This window comes from Mariniflexile jejuense, assembly GCF_042675665.1.
GTDB lineage: Bacteria > Bacteroidota > Bacteroidia > Flavobacteriales > Flavobacteriaceae > Mariniflexile > Mariniflexile jejuense.
Genome location: NZ_JBHTJI010000042.1, coordinates 239,395 through 255,796, shown reverse-complemented (window position 1 = coordinate 255,796; position 16,402 = coordinate 239,395). Strand labels below are relative to the sequence as shown.

The following is a 16,402-nucleotide window of genomic DNA, read 5'->3' as shown; positions in this document are numbered from 1 at the left end:
TTAAAATATTAACATGACTAATGGTAAATTAATTTTAATGCTTAAAAATTATATACCATTAGTTATTATCATTATATTCTTCAGTCTAACAGCTTGTAATAAAAATATATCATCTTCATATATTGGTCAAGGTTGGAGTAGTAATTCCGTTAATGCAGTAAAATTTAGAAAGCATGCTTTAACCACCTTTGGCAATACACAGTTTGTGGGTTATTATAATGAATTTGGATATTTAGTTTTAGGTAAACGAAAACTAAATTCTAAAACATGGACAACTCATGTAACAACATTTAAAGGCAACGTTAAGGATGCTCATAACAGCATCAGTTTAGCAGTTGATGGAAATGGCTATTTGCATGTAAGTTGGGACCATCATAATACAAAACTTCGTTACGCTAAAAGTATAATGCCTTTAGGCTTAGAGTTAGGTGAAGAACTAATAATGACTGGAAAGCAAGAAGACAAAGTTACCTATCCTGAATTTTATAATTTACCAAACGGAAATGTATTGTTTTTTTACCGTTCTGGTGAATCGGGCAGAGGTAACTTGGTAATCAATTCTTATGATGTAGCTTCTAAAAAATGGACGCAATTACAAAGTAATCTTATTGATGGTGAAAACATCCGAAGCGCTTATTGGCAAGCTTGTGTTGATAGTAAAGGAACAATACATGTTTCGTGGGTTTGGAGAGAAACGTGGGATGTAGAAACAAATCATGATATGTGTTACGCTCGTTCAAACGATGGCGGTAAAACTTGGGAAACATCTAAAGGTGAAAAATACCTATTGCCAATTACATTAGCTTCAGCAGAATATGCTTGTAAAATTCCGCAAAAAAGTAATCTTATAAATCAAACATCTATAAGTTTTGATAAAAACAGCAATCCTTATATTGCAACCTATTGGAATGAAAATGGTTTAACACAATATCAAATAGTATATTTAGAAGCTGGCAATTGGAAAAAAGTAAATACAGGATTTAGAAATTCAACTTTCAATTTAGGTGGCGGTGGAACAAAAAAACTTCCAATATCTAGACCCGATATTTTTATTGATAACATAAATAATAAAACAGTAGTATCAATATTATTTAGGGATGAAGAACGAGGTAATAAAGTATCTTTAGCTTATTCAAGTTTAAATGAAATTTCTAATTGGCATGTTACAGATTTAAGCAAACTATCGGTAGGCGATTGGGAACCAAATTTTGACATCGCTTTATGGAATAATAAAAAAAAGCTACATGTTTTTATGCAAAATGTATTGCAAATTGATGGAGAAGGTATTGCAAATCAAAATGCTTCAAGTGTAAATGTATTGGAAATTAAACATTTAAAAAAAATAAATTAAGATTTTGTAATAAATGAAAAAACAGTTGCTAATTGTAATTTTGGTACTTATAGTATCAAATAGTTGGGCTCAAAAAAAAGATTTATTGGGCTTTAAAATTGATAAAACCATAACCGAAGCAATTAAACAGTACAGTTTTTTAAAGACTAACGTACCATTAGGTTTATATCCAAAAACGTATCACTCAGACAATGATAAATTAGAAACTAGTACTTCAAGTTGGTGGTGCAGTGGTTTTTATCCAGGTACTTTAATTTATTTAAACGAAGCTTCAAATAGTCAAATTTTCACTTCGGATATTAAAAGTATTTTAAACGATTTAAAAAAAGAACAATATAATAAATCAACACACGATTTAGGTTTTATGATGTATTGCAGTTTTGGAAATGCTATACGATTAAATGCAAATACTGAATATGAAAACGTGTTGATGAATAGTGCAAAATCATTAGCTTCAAGATATAATGATACCGTAAAATGTATTCGCTCTTGGGATAGTGCTTCATGGAATAAAGCAGGCGAAGATGATTTAGTAGTTATTATAGATAATATGATGAATTTAGAAATGCTTTTTTGGGCAACCAAGCAAAGTGGTGATAGTTTGTATTATAATGTTGCAGTAAATCATGCCGATAAAACACTTAAAAATCACTTTAGAAATGATTACAGTTCGTTTCATGAGGTTATTTATGATGAGAAAACGGGTAAAGTAAAAGCACAAATTACCAACCAAGGAGCTGCCGATAATTCGTCGTGGGCACGTGGTCAAGCTTGGGGTTTGTATGGATATACAGTAATGTATAGAGAAACAAAGGATGTTAAATATTTAAAACATGCGCAACGCATTGCAAATTATATTTTAAATCATTCTAATTTGCCAAAAGATAAAATTCCGTACTGGGATTTTAATGCACCAAATATTCCAAATGCGTTAAGAGATTCTTCAGCAGCAGCTATAATTGCTTCAGCTTTGTTAGAGTTAAGTGAATATTCAAATAAAAAAACCAAAAAGCATTATTTTAATGAAGCTAAAACTATTCTTGATAACTTATTAACACCAGAATATATATCTGAAATGGGTAAAAACGGCGGGTTCTTACTAAAACATGGTGTTGGTAATATGCCTAAAAAAACCGAAATTGACACACCACTTTCGTATGGCGATTATTATTTAATAGAAGCCATGATACGCTATAAAAACCAATTAAACCAACTATAAAATACTAAATAAGAAATGTCTAAATTAATTGCATCATCCATATTATTGCTTTTTTTTAATTTAAGTTTTTCTCAAGAACATGCAAACGAATGGGAAAATCCTCAAATAATTGATAGAAATAAAGAACAAGGTCGTGCTTTTTTTGTTTCATATCACAATGAAGCTTCAGCAATTGAGGGCAAACCAGAAGCGTCTAAGCTATACCAAAGTTTAAATGGAACTTGGAAGTTTGATATTGTTAAAAAACCATCAGAAAGACCATTAGATTTTTATAAAACAACCATAAACGATTCAAATTGGAAAACAATTGAAGTGCCTTCAAATTGGGAATTACAAGGGTTTGATACGCCTATTTATACGAATATTGTGTATCCTTTTCCTAAAAATCCACCTTTTATAGATGGTGCTTATAATCCTGTTGGTAGCTACCGAAAAACCTTTAAAATTTCTGAAGATTGGAAACATAAAGAAGTGATTCTGCATTTTGGTTCTATTTCGGGTTATGCCAGAATATTTATAAATGATGAAGAAGTAGGTATGACGAAAGCTTCAAAAACAGCAGCAGAATTTAATATAACTAAATTTTTAAAAGCAGGTGAAAATTTACTAGCAGTTCAAGTATTTCGTTGGCATGATGGTAGTTATTTAGAAGACCAGGATTTTTGGAGATTAAGTGGTATTGAACGAGATGTGTATTTGCAAGCAATGCCAAAATCAACTATTTGGGATTATTTTGTTGAAGCAAATTTAGATGCTACTTACACTAATGGAATATTTAAAGTTGAAGCAGATTTAAGAAATTTTGCAAGCAAACCATCAAAAAAGCAAACACTTTCTATTAGTCTTTTAGATGAAAATGCGCATGTAGTTTATTCTGAAGAAAAAAAACTTAAATCTTCAGACACCAAAATTAGTTTTTCATCTACCTTAAACCAAGTTTCAAAATGGAGTGCAGAACAGCCTAATTTATACAGATATGTTTTGAAATTATCTGATAAAAAACAAACACAAGTTATTTCAAAAAAAATAGGTTTTAGAAAAGTTGAAATTAAAGCATCTCAATTAATGGTAAACGGGCAACCTTTAATGGTAAATGGTGTAAATCTTCATGAACATCATGAAACAAAAGGGCATGCACCAGACAAACAAACGATGCTAGAAGATATAAAATTGATGAAGCAAAATAATATCAATGCCATCCGAATGAGCCATTATCCACACGATCCTTACTTATATACATTGTGTGATGAATATGGTATGTATATTGTTGATGAAGCTAATATAGAAACACATGCTATGGGTGCAGAAAAACAAGGCAAGTTTGATAAAACAAAACATCCTGCATATTTACCAGAATGGGCAGCAGCACATTTAGATAGAATACAACGGATGTATAAACAGAATAAAAATAATACATCTATAATTGTTTGGTCTATGGGAAATGAGTGTGGCAACGGACCTGTTTTTTATGATGCATATAAATGGCTAAAGCAGCAAGATGAAACACGTTTTGTTATGTTTGAACAAGCCGATGAAAATAGTAATACTGATATTGTAGCTCCAATGTATCCTAGTATTAAAAGCATGAATGAGTATGCGTCAAATCCAGCTAAAATAAGACCATTTATTATGTGTGAGTACTCGCATGCAATGGGCAATAGTAATGGTAATTTTAAAGAATACTTTGATGTTATAAGCACAAATAAGAAAATGCAAGGTGGGTTTGTATGGGATTGGGTTGATCAAGGCTTGAAAACAAAAACACAAGATGGTAGAACTTTTTGGGCTTATGGTGGCGATTTAGGTGCTGAAAACTTGCAACACGACCAAAACTTTTGTGCTAACGGTTTAGTATCAGCCAACAGAACAATGCATCCTGCACTTAATGAAGTAAAAAAAGTATATCAGGACATTGCATTTAGCTTAAACGAAAACCACATATTAACAGTTTCTAATCGTTATAATTTCACCAATTTAGATAATTTCAATTTTAAATGGATATTAAAAGCCAATGGCGAAGTTGTTAAAGAACGTACGTTTCAAGTATCAGCAACTTCAAATGCAGCTATAGATATTGTAGTAGAACTACCTGAGTTAAACAAAGAAAACGAATATTATCTAGAGGTTTATGCGTTTACAAAACAAGAAACTAAAACAATACCAGCTAATTACGAAATTGCTAGAGAACAATTTAAAATAGGAAACACCGCGTTTTTTAATAATAAAACAGAAAGCAAAGGTAAGTTGGAGTATAAAACAATCCGTAAAACATTACATTTTGCAAGCGGTAATATAGTTGGTAGTTTCGATTTGATTCAAGGTAAATTAATCCTTTATAAATTACTAGAAGACAAAAATAATAAATCAATTTTAAACTACCCAGAACCCTATTTTTGGCGCGCACCTACCGATAATGATTACGGCAATAAAATGCCTGAGCGTTTGGGTGTTTGGAAATATGCACACAGCAATTTAAAAGTTGATAACGTTACAGTTGGAAAAATAACAGCACAAGGATTACCCATTACAGTTAATTTTACCATTGCAAATTTAAATGTTTCGTATACCGTAAATTATATTATTAACCATGATGGTTCCATAAAAATTACAGCAAGTATGAACACCACAGGAAAAGACTTACCTGAATTACCTAGATTTGGTATGCGAATGCTTTTAGATGGTAGTTATGATAATTTGTCATATTATGGTCGAGGTCCTTGGGAAAATTATTCTGATAGAAATACAGCGTCATTTTTAGGTATTTACAAAGATGAAGTTGAAAACCAATATACATGGGAGTATATACGGCCACAAGAAGCAGGTTATAAAACCGATGTAAGATGGCTAACTTTAAGTGACAAAAACAATCAAACTTTAAAAATAGTAGGAGAACAACCTTTATGTTTTAGTGCCTTAAATATGAGTGCCGAAACATTAGATGGCGGCGAAAAAAAATCTCAAACACATACTACTGATATTCATGTTGAAAACGATAAAGTATATTTGCATATCGATTTTAAGCAACGTGGTGTAGGTGGCGATACCAGTTGGGGAGCATATCCGCATAAGCCGTATCGTTTAGAAGATGGCAACTATTCATATAGTTATATTTTAAAGTTCTTTTAATACTGTATTTAAACGCTTTATAGAAAAACCAAATTTTTAAAAAACACATCGTTTTATTATATCATGAAATTAAACCAACTTATACTAATAGTACTTTGCGTATTTCAAATTAAATTTTTAAAGGCTACGAATTTAACAATAAATCCGGGTCAAGTTTATTTGTTTGCTTACGCATCAAACGACGGGAAAAGTGGTTTGAATTTTGCGTGGAGCATCGATGAAATTACATGGCATTCCATAGGAGATAATCATACATTTTTAGCTTCCGATTTTGGCAGTTGGGGTTCTCAAAAACGCATGTATTCGCCTTATTTATTTCAAGATAAAGAAGGTTTGTGGCATTGTATATGGAGTTTAAATGAAGAGGTTAACATGTTTGCTCATGCCGCTTCTAGTAATTTATATGAATGGAAAAGGCAATCTTACCCGCAAATTGATGACACTAATAATTTTTTAGAACCTGAAGTGTTTTTTGATAGTACTAAAAATAATTATGTAATTTCATGGATAAGTAAAAGTAATGGCTCTGAAAAAGAAGCTTTTAAAATGACTACAACTAATTTTAAAAGCTATTCAAAGGCAGAAAAAATGTTACTATCAAATAGAAAAAATGAACGGAAAGATGTCGTAATTAATGGGAAAAAGTACCAAGGTATCATACATAAAGTAACTTGGGATTTAGTTGATAAACTTATTAAGAATGAACAATGGGTTAAGTTTCATAATAGCGAAAGAGATGAAAATTTAAACGATGACCCAGTTCGTTTTAGCAATTTAAAGCCAATAGAGGCAAACATCACTTTACTTCCTGAACACACAAAATCCATAAGCGATTTGTTGATAGGTGTGTTTTTTGAAGATATTAATTACGCAGCCGATGGTGGTTTATATGCTGAATTAATTCAAAATCGTGATTTTGAATACAAATTGTCTGATACAAAAAATAGAGATACTACCTGGACAAGCACCAAAGCATGGTACATAAACCCAGAAGCCATGACTATAGTTATTAATAATGACACTCCTATACATAAAAACAACCCTAATTATGCTGTAATTGATGTGAAAAAAGCAGGTTATGGCTTAATTAATAAAGGGTTTGATGGCATTCCAATAAAAAAAGATGAAGCCTACAACATTTCACTTTTTGCAAAATCATATAACAAAGAAATTAAGCATTTAAACATTCAGTTAAAAGATGAAAATGGGACAATTATCGGGCAAACATTGTTGAAAAATATTGGAAACACATGGGGTAAATACAAAGGTGTTATAAAAGCAACACAAACAGTAAACAATGCCATTATTGAAATTGCACCCAATACAACAGGTAAATTGGCTTTGGATATGATTTCGTTATTTCCCCAAAAAACCTATAAAAATAGGCCTAATGGTTTGCGTAAAGATTTAGCTGAAACCATTGCAAACTTAAAACCCAAATTTGTACGATTTCCAGGTGGTTGTGTAGCGCATGGCGATGGTATAGATAATATTTACAAATGGAAAAACACCATTGGTAATTTAGAAGAACGTTTACCTCAGCCCAATATATGGCGTTATCATCAAACCGTTGGCTTAGGTTATTTTGAATATTTTCAGTTTTGTGAAGATATCAATGCAGAACCATTACCAGTTATTGCGGCAGGTGTGCCTTGTCAAAATTCTTCAACAGGAGGTCATGGTCAACAATGTGGCGTTTCTATGGATGATATGGATAGTTACATTCAAGATATTTTAGATTTAATTGAATGGGCAAATGGTGGTGTAAACACCAAATGGGGAAATATAAGAGCTAAGTTAGGGCATCCTAAACCTTTCAATTTAAAATATATTGGTATTGGTAATGAAGATTTAATAACTGATGTTTTCGAAGAACGTTTTACTATGATTTTCAATGCAATAAAAGAAAAATACCCAGAAATCACTGTTATAGGTACTGTTGGCCCTTTTTACATGGGAACCGATTATGAAGAAGGTTGGGATGTTGCTACCAAATTAAAAGTACCAATGGTAGACGAACATTATTATCAGCCTCCAGGTTGGTTTATAAATAATCAAGATTTTTATGATTCGTATGATAGAAGTAAATCTAAAGTATATTTAGGTGAATATGCTGCTCATGTTCCTAATCGACGAATGAATATCCAAACAGCACTTGCTGAAGCTTTATATTTAGCATCGGTAGAGCGTAATGGCGATGTGGTTAGCATGACCTCTTTTGCACCTTTATTAGCAAAACATGGACATACACAATGGAATCCAGACCTCATATATTTTAATAATACAGAAGTGTTTCCAACAGTTGATTATTATGTGCAACAACTTTATGGTAATAACTATGGAGAAACGTATATGTCTAGCGATATTAAATTATCAAACCAAGATGCTAAAGTAAAACAGCGCATCGCATCATCGGTAGTGAAAGATTCTAAAACGGGCGACTTAATTCTTAAATTGGTAAATGTACTTCCGGTTGAGGTTAATTCAAACATCAATTTAAATAATATTGTTGCTAATGGTTTAGATGCAACGTTAACAGTTTTACAAGGACAACCTAATGATGAACATCAAAAGCCTGTAACTTCAACTATCAAAGTTTCAAATGCGTTTAATTATAAAATGCCAGCGTATTCGTTTTCAATTATCAGGTTTAAAAGTAATTAATGTAATGTGCAGATTATTAGTTGTTTTACTTTGTAGCTTTTTGTCATTAAGTGTTTGGTCTCAAAATGAAGGTTCAAAAGTTTTTCAAATAGTTAATCCAGATTATAAAGTAAGTCCTTATACAGGCATGACCAAACAACATTGGCGCGATGCAGCTATGTATTTACTAGAAGGTGCTTTTAGCTATATACATACGTTGGATGACCCGATGAAATTCCCTAAACAATCTGGTAAAAGTTATCCGCAAAAAGAAAGTCAAATTCCCACCGAAAAATTAGAAGGCTTATGTAGAACTTTGTTTGTAGCTGCGCCATTATTAAAGGATAATCCTAACTTAATAATAAACAATATAAAAGTAGCCGATTATTATAGATACCAAATAACAAAATTGGTAGATTTTTCAAGTGAATCCTACATTATACCAAGAGCAAAAAATGGTGGTCCAAGTCAAAATTTAGTTGAGTTTGGTGCATTAGCTGTTTCAATGCTTATTAATCCTGAAGTTCTATGGAATCCGCTACCGCAACATCAAAAAGATGCTTTAGCAAATACAATGCTTAGTTACGGCGATGGTCCAACGGTAGATTCTAACTGGAAATTTTTTAACATTTTTGTGCTTAGTTTTTTTAAGGAACAGGGTTATGTTGTTAATGAAAAATTATTAGTAGAGTATTTAGAAAAATCATTAACACACTATCGCGGACAAGGGTGGTATAACGACAGTCCTGCTTACGATTATTACAGCATGTGGGCATTTCAAATGTATGGTGCAATATGGTCTGAATACTTTGGAAATAAATACTATCCTGAAATTGCCTTAAAATTCAAAAATAATTTTAACGATTTAAAAACTAATTATCCCTATTTGTTTAGTGAAAATGGAACAATGATTATGTATGGTAGAAGCATAAGTTACAGAATTGGGGCTATTATTCCGTTTCCACTTATGGGGTTAAATCCTAATGAAAACATAAATTATGGTTGGATGCGCCGTATTTCTTCAGGAGTTATCAAACAGTTTTTTACACATCCAGATTTTATGAATGATAAGGTGCCAACTTTAGGTTTTTATGGTGCTTTTGAGCCAGCTGTTCAAAATTATAGTTGCAGAGGAAGTGTGTATTGGATGGGAAAAGCATTTTTAGGATTGTTAATTCCAGACGAAAATCTGTTTTGGAAAGCTACAGAAAATAACGGTGCTTGGGAAACTGAATTTAAAAAGGATGAAGTTTATAATAAGTATCAAAAAGCTTCAGAAATTTTAATAACCAACTATCCCAATATTGGCGCATCGGAAATTAGAGCTTGGTGTCATGAAAAAGTAAAAGACGATTGGCAAAAATTTCGTTCTACAGAAAACTATAATCGGTTATCATACAATAGCGCATTTCCTTGGCAAGCTGATGGTGATGATGGTGAAGTAGCTATGAATTACGTTATTAAAAACAATCAACTTAATTGGGAAGCCTTTCGTTTATATACTTTTAAAAAGTTTGAAGCTGGTGTTTATTATAGAGATGTGGTTTTAGAAACCGACGAAACTATCAAATTTCGTTTAGCTGATGTGCCTTTAGCAAATGGAATTTTAAGAGTTGATACTAATGATAGTAACAAGCCAATAGCAATGCGTTTAGGGCATTATGCATTACCTCAATTAGGTAGTGAAATAAAAGCAGTAACCAAAAAAGTTAAAGGGTTTGAAGTTACAATTATTGATAACGGTAAATACCAATTAGCCATGATACCACTTTTGGGTTGGGAAGCAACAGAGGTAATTTCAACTAAAGGACTTCACCCTGAAAGTGAATCGAGCAAAGTAATTAATGTTGTTTCTAATAAAAGTTCAAATAAAATTTATGCAACTTTAATGCTTTGGAAAAAATCTGGAGATGTTTTTACCAACAAAGAGTTAATGCCAATACGAAATATAAACGTTAGTAAGGATGCTAATACCATTAGTGTAAATATGACTAATGGAGAACAAAAACAAATTAATTATTAATTACAATTATTCAATTCTGCCAAATAATTTGAAGCCAAGGTTTTTAAGTTTGTTACATAAAACAATTTAATATCGTCCAAACTTTTGTTTGAAGTATTTTCTAAAGTATCATTGTTAGAAATGGTTTTATGGTTACAGCCACAGCTTTTTAAAGTTTCATTGTAGGTTTTAATATTTGAAGCTATAAGTGTTTTGTAATTCAAAATTAATTGTTCTTTTTTTAGCAAAACTTCTTTTTCGTTTTGTTCAGCCAATTTCATTTTTATTTCAGCTTCTTTAAGTTTTAACACTTCTTGTTGTTGCTTTAGTTTTAGTTGTTCTTTTTCTAAATCACTTAATGTTTGCGAGGTAGTTGTTGTTTCAATAGTATATGTAGTTGTTGCACATCTGTCAATTTCAATAACACTTTCTTTACAAATATCTCTACCTTGTTTCACAAAATATCTGCCATCTTCATAGGTTTCAGCAGCTTCAACTTTACTTAATAATACAATAGCTTTGTTAGCAAGTTCTAGAGCTTTTTCACAATTACAGTTGGCTAGGGTTTTTTTAGAAAGTTTCAACGATTCAACCGAGCGGTTTGCAGAATATTTTAAATGACTAATATTATTGGCATCATAGGATGTTTTTACATGCGAATAAGCACTTACAAGGTAATAATTGGCGTTATCACAATCGGTTTGTCCGTTAATTGATAATGAGGTAATTAAAACAAAAAATAGGTAAAAGTGTTTCATATAGGTTAGGGTTAAATCATAAATAGGTTGGGCTAAAGTATCAAAAACATAAAACATAGCTGTGTAGTTCGTCGAAATTATTGGATTTACTATATTTATAGGATATAATTAGCAAAACAAAATACAGCACATGGAAGATAATTTAATCGAGAAATATAAAGTAACAACATCAATTTCATTAAAAAACACCAAAACTAAAGTTGTAATAAAAAAAGCAGATAGGAAATTAGAAGATTTACGTAAAGATTTAGGTAAACTTCAAGATACCATGTATGCACATGATAAATATTCGGTTTTAGTGTGTTTACAAGGTATGGATACTTCAGGAAAAGATAGTTTAATTAGAGAAGTTTTTAAGGAGTTTAATGTAAGAGGCGTTGTAGTGCATAGTTTTAAAGTACCAACAGAGCTTGAACTTAGTCATGATTATTTATGGCGACATTATATTGCGCTTCCTGAGCGAGGCAAGTTTGCGGTTTTTAATAGAACGCATTATGAAAATGTATTGGTTACGCGTGTACATCCAAATTATATTTTAGGTGAAAATATACCAACTATTAATTCGGTTGATGATATAAATGATGCTTTTTGGGATACACGTTTTGAACAAATAAATAATTTTGAAAAGCATGTTGCAGAAAATGGAACTATTATTTTCAAATTCTTTTTAAACCTTTCAAAAGAAGAACAAAAAAGCAGATTACTTCGTCGTTTAGAAAAGCAGGAAAAAAATTGGAAATTTTCAGCAGGCGATTTAAAAGAGCGAAAACTTTGGGATAACTACCAATTCTGCTATGAAGATGCTATAAATAGAACCTCAAAACCTTATGCGCCTTGGCACATTATTCCAGCAGATGATAAAGATACTGCCCGATATATAGTTGCTAAAATTATGTATGATACCTTATCTAAATATACCGATATACAAGAACCAGAATTGGATGATGCCATTAAAGCAAATATTGAATTGTATAAAAAAGAATTAGAAAGCGAATAATTTTTGAAAGTTTAAATTTTTTTATGATTTCTTTTAGACTAGTAGCTTTTAATAAATACTATTTTTAAACTTTTGAATTTTAAAGCTATGATAAGAACCTTTGCACTAATAATCTGTTTAATAATTTTCACAAATTTAAAAGCTCAAACCGATGAAGCTACCATAAAAAAAATATACAATACATCGTTAACAAATGGTAAAAGTTACGATTGGTTAAACCATTTATCAAACCAAATTGGGAGTCGTTTATCAGGATCATTAGGTGCAGAAAGAGCCATAACCTATACAAAAGAAGAATTAGAAAAACTGGGTTTAGATAAAGTTTGGTTACAACCCGTTATGGTTCCACGTTGGGTTCGAGGCGCAAAAGAATATGCTTATATTGAAACAATACCTGGTAAAACGAATACCGTAAACATTTGTGCCTTAGGTGGTTCGGTTGCAACACCAGCATTAGGTATAAAAGCAAAAATTGTTGAGGTTAATAATTTTGAAGAATTAGCAACTTTAGGAAAAGAAACTATTGAAGGTAAAATTGTGTTTTACAATCGCCCTATGCAAGCCGATTTAATTAGCACGTTTGATGCTTACGGCGGTTGCGTAAATCAGCGGTACAAAGGCGCTGTTGAAGCTTCAAAATATGGTGCAGTAGGTATTATTGTAAGGTCTATGAATTTGCGATTAGACGATTTACCACATACAGGAAGCATGACTTATGATGATATTCCTGTTGAAAAGCGAATTCCAGCAGCAGCCATTAGTACTAAAGATGCCGAAGTATTAAGTACCATGTTAGAACTTGATAAAAATATAAAGCTTTATTTTAAACAAAACTGTAAGCAACTTGCAGATGTACAATCATATAACGTTATTGGCGAAATAACTGGTAGCGAATTTCCTAATCAATACATGGTTGTTGGCGGTCATTTAGATTCTTGGGATTTGGGTGATGGCTCGCATGACGATGGCGCAGGCGTTGTACAATCAATGGAAGTACTAAGACTTTTAAAAGAAAGTGGTATTAAGCCTAAACGTAGTATTCGCGTGGTTTTATTTATGAACGAAGAAAACGGATTACGTGGTGGTAATAAATATGCCGAAGAAGCCAAACAAAAAAATGAAAACCACGTATTTGCCTTAGAAAGTGATGCTGGTGGTTTTACACCTCGAGGTTTTAGTTTCGATTGTAATGATGCAAATTTTAATCAGGTGTTAAGTTGGCAACAACTATTTAAACCCTATTTAATTCACTATTTTGAGAAGGGTGGAAGTGGTGCAGATGTTGGTCCGCTTAAATCAGAAAAAAATGTTTTAGCAGGCTTACGCCCAGATTCACAACGCTATTTCGACCATCATCACGCTAGTAATGACACGTTTGATGCTGTTAATAAACGCGAATTAGAGCTTGGTGCTGCAACAATGACAGCTTTGGTGTATTTGTTTGATAAATACGGAATTAAATAATTTATATTTTAACAATAAACCACTAATAATGAAGTACTTGGTATTAATTTTTATGTTATTTAATTCTGTTATTATGAAAGCTCAAGCAGATGAAGTATTGCCATACTATGAAATACCCGATTATAATGAAACTTACACAGCAAATTCTGTAACTGCTAGAATGGTTGATGGTTTAGGTTTTCGCTATTATTGGGCAACAGAAGGATTGCGAAAAGACGATTTGAATTACAAACCAAGTGAAACAGGTAGAGAAACAATTGAGACTATTGAGCATATTTATAATTTATCTAAGTTTATTAGAAATAGTGTTTTAACAAATAATAAAGATGCTAATAAAGAAAAACTTGATTTTGAATCTATGCGAAAACAAACGTTATGGAATTTTAAGTTAGTTTCTGAAACTTTAATAAATACTTCTGAAGCTTATAAATTAGAAGATTCAGAAGTACCTTTTTGGAATATTATAAATGGTCCAATTTCCGATACTTTGTGGCATTGCGGACAGGTGGTTTTGTTGCGCCGTGCATCTGGAAACCCATTTAATTCTAAAGTAAATTTGTTTAGCGGAAAGGTTAAGCAATAACTTTTACAAATAACTTAACCACCATTTTTCTTTATGTTTGGTTTTATAGGTGTCATACCATTTGCAAATTGGATACAAACAAATAATTACAAAAATCCAAACAGCATAAACTCCAAATAAGTCAAAACCTTCACCAGGTACTACAAATTTCCATCTAAAAATACTTTCACCTTCAGCAATTTCAGCCAAAGTATGCCCATGAATATAAAAACTAATCATTGCCAAAATGTGTATTAGGTATAAATGCAAGATGTAATAAAAGAAAGCAGTACGACCAAAAACTATCATAATTTTGGTGAATCTATTTTTCAAATTTTCAAAAAGAGGCAATAATAATAACACACAGCCAATTGTTACACACATATACAGGAGAGATGGCGGGTATTTATAAATATTAATAAAAGAAAAGAAAGTATATAATCCGTTTTGTTGTTGCGACCATGGTTCAGGATCTCCATAAATGTTGAAGCTTCTTAAAATGACGAATAAAATAAGCAAACCAATTCCCATTTGGGTTAAAAGTTTCTTCCTTTTGTAACTATCAAATTGTGGTGCAAATAGTTTTCCAATGCAATAACCCATTAGCATTAAGCCCAACCATGGTAGAAATGGATATGCTATTATTAGGTTGTAATCTCCAATAATTTGATAAGACGACCATCTACTACTATGCAATAAATCCATCCAAAAACCACCTTTAAATCCATTTGAAGCTTCAATATAATCTAACAAATTATGCCCGAAAACAATTAGCAATCCTAATCCTAAAATTATTTTATAAGGTAATCGAATAAGAAAACCTAGTAAAAACATGCTAATACCAATTGCCCAAATTACACCAAGTGGAAAACGCTCGAAGTTAGGATTGAATGACCACGCAAAAGAAACGATGGTTAATTCAATAAAAATAAGCCATAAACCACGTTTCATTAAAAAAGTACTTAATTCGGGTTTCGTTTTTCGTAAGCTTTGTAAATAAATAGAAACGCCAGAAAGAAAAACAAATGTTGGCGCGCAGAAATGGGTAATATAACGCGTGAAATAAAGTGCTGGAGTGGTTGTTTGTAAATTCAATGGGTTGTCTGTCCAAGCATAAATGTGAAAATAATCTCTAACATGGTCCAAAGCCATTATTACCATAACAATACCTCTTAAAATATCTATGGATTCTATTCGGGTTGGTTTAGCTACATTCATATTGAATTTAATAATTTTAAATGGTTAGCTTTATGTTAAAGATAATAAAACTAACCATTTGAGAATATTTCAACTTTTTTAATGTATTTAATATTAAGTTTTTTTACAGACTAAGTGCTATTTACTTATGGTAAACTTTATTTTTTCTCGGCATTTGCCAATTGTTTAGTATCAACAAATTGCTGGAAAGCAGTCACTTTACCATCTTTAAGAGTCCATAAATGTGCAACTTGAGCATTTATGGGTTTGTTGGTTTTTTTGTAAGTACCATTGTATCGCAACGTTGCTAATACCTGGTTGTTTGACATTTCGTGTAATTTAATATCAGTCAACTTAAAATCGTTCCAATCATTACCTAAGCGAACAAACACACCATTTAAAACAGCATCTGGTCCTATATACGGGTTTTTATCTGCATAGGTGTTACCTTCTGCCTCGTTCCATACAACATTTGCATCTAAATTGGCTAACACATTAGGGATATCTCCAACGGCAAAAAAGTTATATAATGAATTAATTAAACTAACATTTTCTGGTGATGATGCAATGCCTAGTTGTTGCATAAATACCGTGTTATCCATAAAATCTTGTTCTTGTGCAATTTTACCGTTTTTCATTTTTGTTATGGTAACACCTTCAATATCAACTTGTTTTCCTGTTGGTGGAATCCCAAAGAAATCGCCAGTATGTTTTCCTTTAAAATTCCAATGTTTCATGATGTTGTCGCCTTCACCAAAAACATCTACTACAGTAAATTTAATATCTGAAAATCCTGTTATGAAGTTTTGGTAGTAGGCTTTGAAATTTTCAATACCTACAATGTTTTCAGGACTTGATATGGCTGTGATATTTTCATCAAAATTGGTCGTGTTAATTTTATCAATGTCTCCTTTATTAACTATATCATCCCAAACTTGTGTGTACATTTTAATGTTTTTATCAGTTTTTGCATTATCACAGGACAAAAAAGAAAATCCTGTTGCTATCAGAAATAATATTATTGAAGGTTTCATATGGTTTCGTTTTATAAGTGAAATTAGGTTTAAAAAAAGGTAGCTTAAT

The 16,402-nt window shown here is 31.6% G+C and carries 11 protein-coding genes; 8 read left to right on the top strand and 3 right to left on the bottom strand.

Annotation, left to right across the window (positions count from 1 at the left end; all coding sequences use genetic code 11):
- The first annotated feature begins 13 nt into the window (after positions 1–13).
- From ACFQ1R_RS14120 to ACFQ1R_RS14100, 5 genes are all read left to right on the top strand, one after another.
- Positions 14–1,351: a BNR repeat-containing protein gene (locus ACFQ1R_RS14120; protein ID WP_379926925.1), complete on the top strand. Its 1,338-nt coding sequence runs from the start codon at positions 14–16 to the stop codon at positions 1,349–1,351.
- Positions 1,352–1,364: 13 nt separating this feature from the next.
- A complete protein-coding gene (locus tag ACFQ1R_RS14115) occupies positions 1,365–2,570 on the top strand; it encodes a glycoside hydrolase (RefSeq protein ID WP_379926924.1) in 1,206 nt (401 codons plus the stop codon).
- Between the two features lie 15 nt (positions 2,571–2,585).
- Positions 2,586–5,696: a glycoside hydrolase family 2 TIM barrel-domain containing protein gene (locus ACFQ1R_RS14110; protein ID WP_379926923.1), complete on the top strand. Its 3,111-nt coding sequence runs from the start codon at positions 2,586–2,588 to the stop codon at positions 5,694–5,696.
- 63 nt (positions 5,697–5,759) lie between these two features.
- Complete coding sequence (locus ACFQ1R_RS14105) at positions 5,760–8,360, top strand: alpha-L-arabinofuranosidase C-terminal domain-containing protein (RefSeq protein ID WP_379926922.1); 2,601 nt, start codon at positions 5,760–5,762, stop codon at positions 8,358–8,360.
- Positions 8,299–10,362, top strand: coding sequence for a DUF2264 domain-containing protein (locus ACFQ1R_RS14100; protein ID WP_379926921.1), 2,064 nt, complete (start codon positions 8,299–8,301; stop codon positions 10,360–10,362). The genes ACFQ1R_RS14105 and ACFQ1R_RS14100 overlap by 62 nt, the downstream gene beginning before the upstream one ends.
- Here ACFQ1R_RS14100 and ACFQ1R_RS14095 read toward each other — a convergent pair.
- On the bottom strand, positions 10,359–11,099 hold the full coding sequence (locus ACFQ1R_RS14095) for a hypothetical protein (protein WP_379926920.1): 741 nt from the start codon (positions 11,097–11,099) through the stop codon (positions 10,359–10,361). The genes ACFQ1R_RS14100 and ACFQ1R_RS14095 overlap by 4 nt on opposite strands.
- A gap of 130 nt (positions 11,100–11,229) precedes the next feature.
- Here ACFQ1R_RS14095 and ACFQ1R_RS14090 point away from each other — a divergent pair, with 130 nt between their 5' ends.
- The 3 genes from ACFQ1R_RS14090 (at position 11,230) to ACFQ1R_RS14080 (ending at position 14,143) form a co-directional block, all read left to right on the top strand.
- Positions 11,230–12,096 carry a PPK2 family polyphosphate kinase gene (locus ACFQ1R_RS14090; RefSeq protein ID WP_379926919.1) on the top strand — a complete coding sequence of 289 codons (867 nt, stop codon included), beginning with the start codon at positions 11,230–11,232 and terminating at the stop codon, positions 12,094–12,096.
- 87 nt (positions 12,097–12,183) lie between these two features.
- The gene (locus ACFQ1R_RS14085; RefSeq protein WP_379926918.1) at positions 12,184–13,560 is read left to right on the top strand and encodes a M20/M25/M40 family metallo-hydrolase; all 1,377 of its coding nucleotides are present in this window, start codon (positions 12,184–12,186) and stop codon (positions 13,558–13,560) included.
- A 28-nt stretch (positions 13,561–13,588) separates the two neighbouring features.
- The gene (locus ACFQ1R_RS14080; RefSeq protein ID WP_379926917.1) at positions 13,589–14,143 is read left to right on the top strand and encodes a hypothetical protein; all 555 of its coding nucleotides are present in this window, start codon (positions 13,589–13,591) and stop codon (positions 14,141–14,143) included.
- A gap of 3 nt (positions 14,144–14,146) precedes the next feature.
- On the opposite strand, the gene ACFQ1R_RS14075 is transcribed toward ACFQ1R_RS14080, so the two are convergent.
- Positions 14,147–15,340, bottom strand: a complete 1,194-nt coding sequence (locus tag ACFQ1R_RS14075) for a DUF1624 domain-containing protein (protein ID WP_379926916.1) — start codon at positions 15,338–15,340, stop codon at positions 14,147–14,149.
- Between the two features lie 137 nt (positions 15,341–15,477).
- Complete coding sequence (locus ACFQ1R_RS14070) at positions 15,478–16,353, bottom strand: ester cyclase (protein ID WP_379926915.1); 876 nt, start codon at positions 16,351–16,353, stop codon at positions 15,478–15,480.
- Positions 16,354–16,402 lie beyond the last annotated feature (49 nt).

Bases quoted from the DNA above. Each gene is read 5' to 3' on its own strand.
- ACFQ1R_RS14120 (WP_379926925.1), top strand. From the start codon at position 14: ATGACTAATGGTAAATTAATTTTAATGCTTAAAAATTATATACCATTA.
- ACFQ1R_RS14115 (WP_379926924.1), top strand. From the start codon at position 1,365: ATGAAAAAACAGTTGCTAATTGTAATTTTGGTACTTATAGTATCAAAT.
- ACFQ1R_RS14110 (WP_379926923.1), top strand. From the start codon at position 2,586: ATGTCTAAATTAATTGCATCATCCATATTATTGCTTTTTTTTAATTTA.
- ACFQ1R_RS14105 (WP_379926922.1), top strand. From the start codon at position 5,760: ATGAAATTAAACCAACTTATACTAATAGTACTTTGCGTATTTCAAATT.
- ACFQ1R_RS14100 (WP_379926921.1), top strand. From the start codon at position 8,299: ATGCGTTTAATTATAAAATGCCAGCGTATTCGTTTTCAATTATCAGGT.
- ACFQ1R_RS14095 (WP_379926920.1), bottom strand. From the start codon at position 11,099: ATGAAACACTTTTACCTATTTTTTGTTTTAATTACCTCATTATCAATT.
- ACFQ1R_RS14090 (WP_379926919.1), top strand. From the start codon at position 11,230: ATGGAAGATAATTTAATCGAGAAATATAAAGTAACAACATCAATTTCA.
- ACFQ1R_RS14085 (WP_379926918.1), top strand. From the start codon at position 12,184: ATGATAAGAACCTTTGCACTAATAATCTGTTTAATAATTTTCACAAAT.
- ACFQ1R_RS14080 (WP_379926917.1), top strand. From the start codon at position 13,589: ATGAAGTACTTGGTATTAATTTTTATGTTATTTAATTCTGTTATTATG.
- ACFQ1R_RS14075 (WP_379926916.1), bottom strand. From the start codon at position 15,340: ATGAATGTAGCTAAACCAACCCGAATAGAATCCATAGATATTTTAAGA.
- ACFQ1R_RS14070 (WP_379926915.1), bottom strand. From the start codon at position 16,353: ATGAAACCTTCAATAATATTATTTCTGATAGCAACAGGATTTTCTTTT.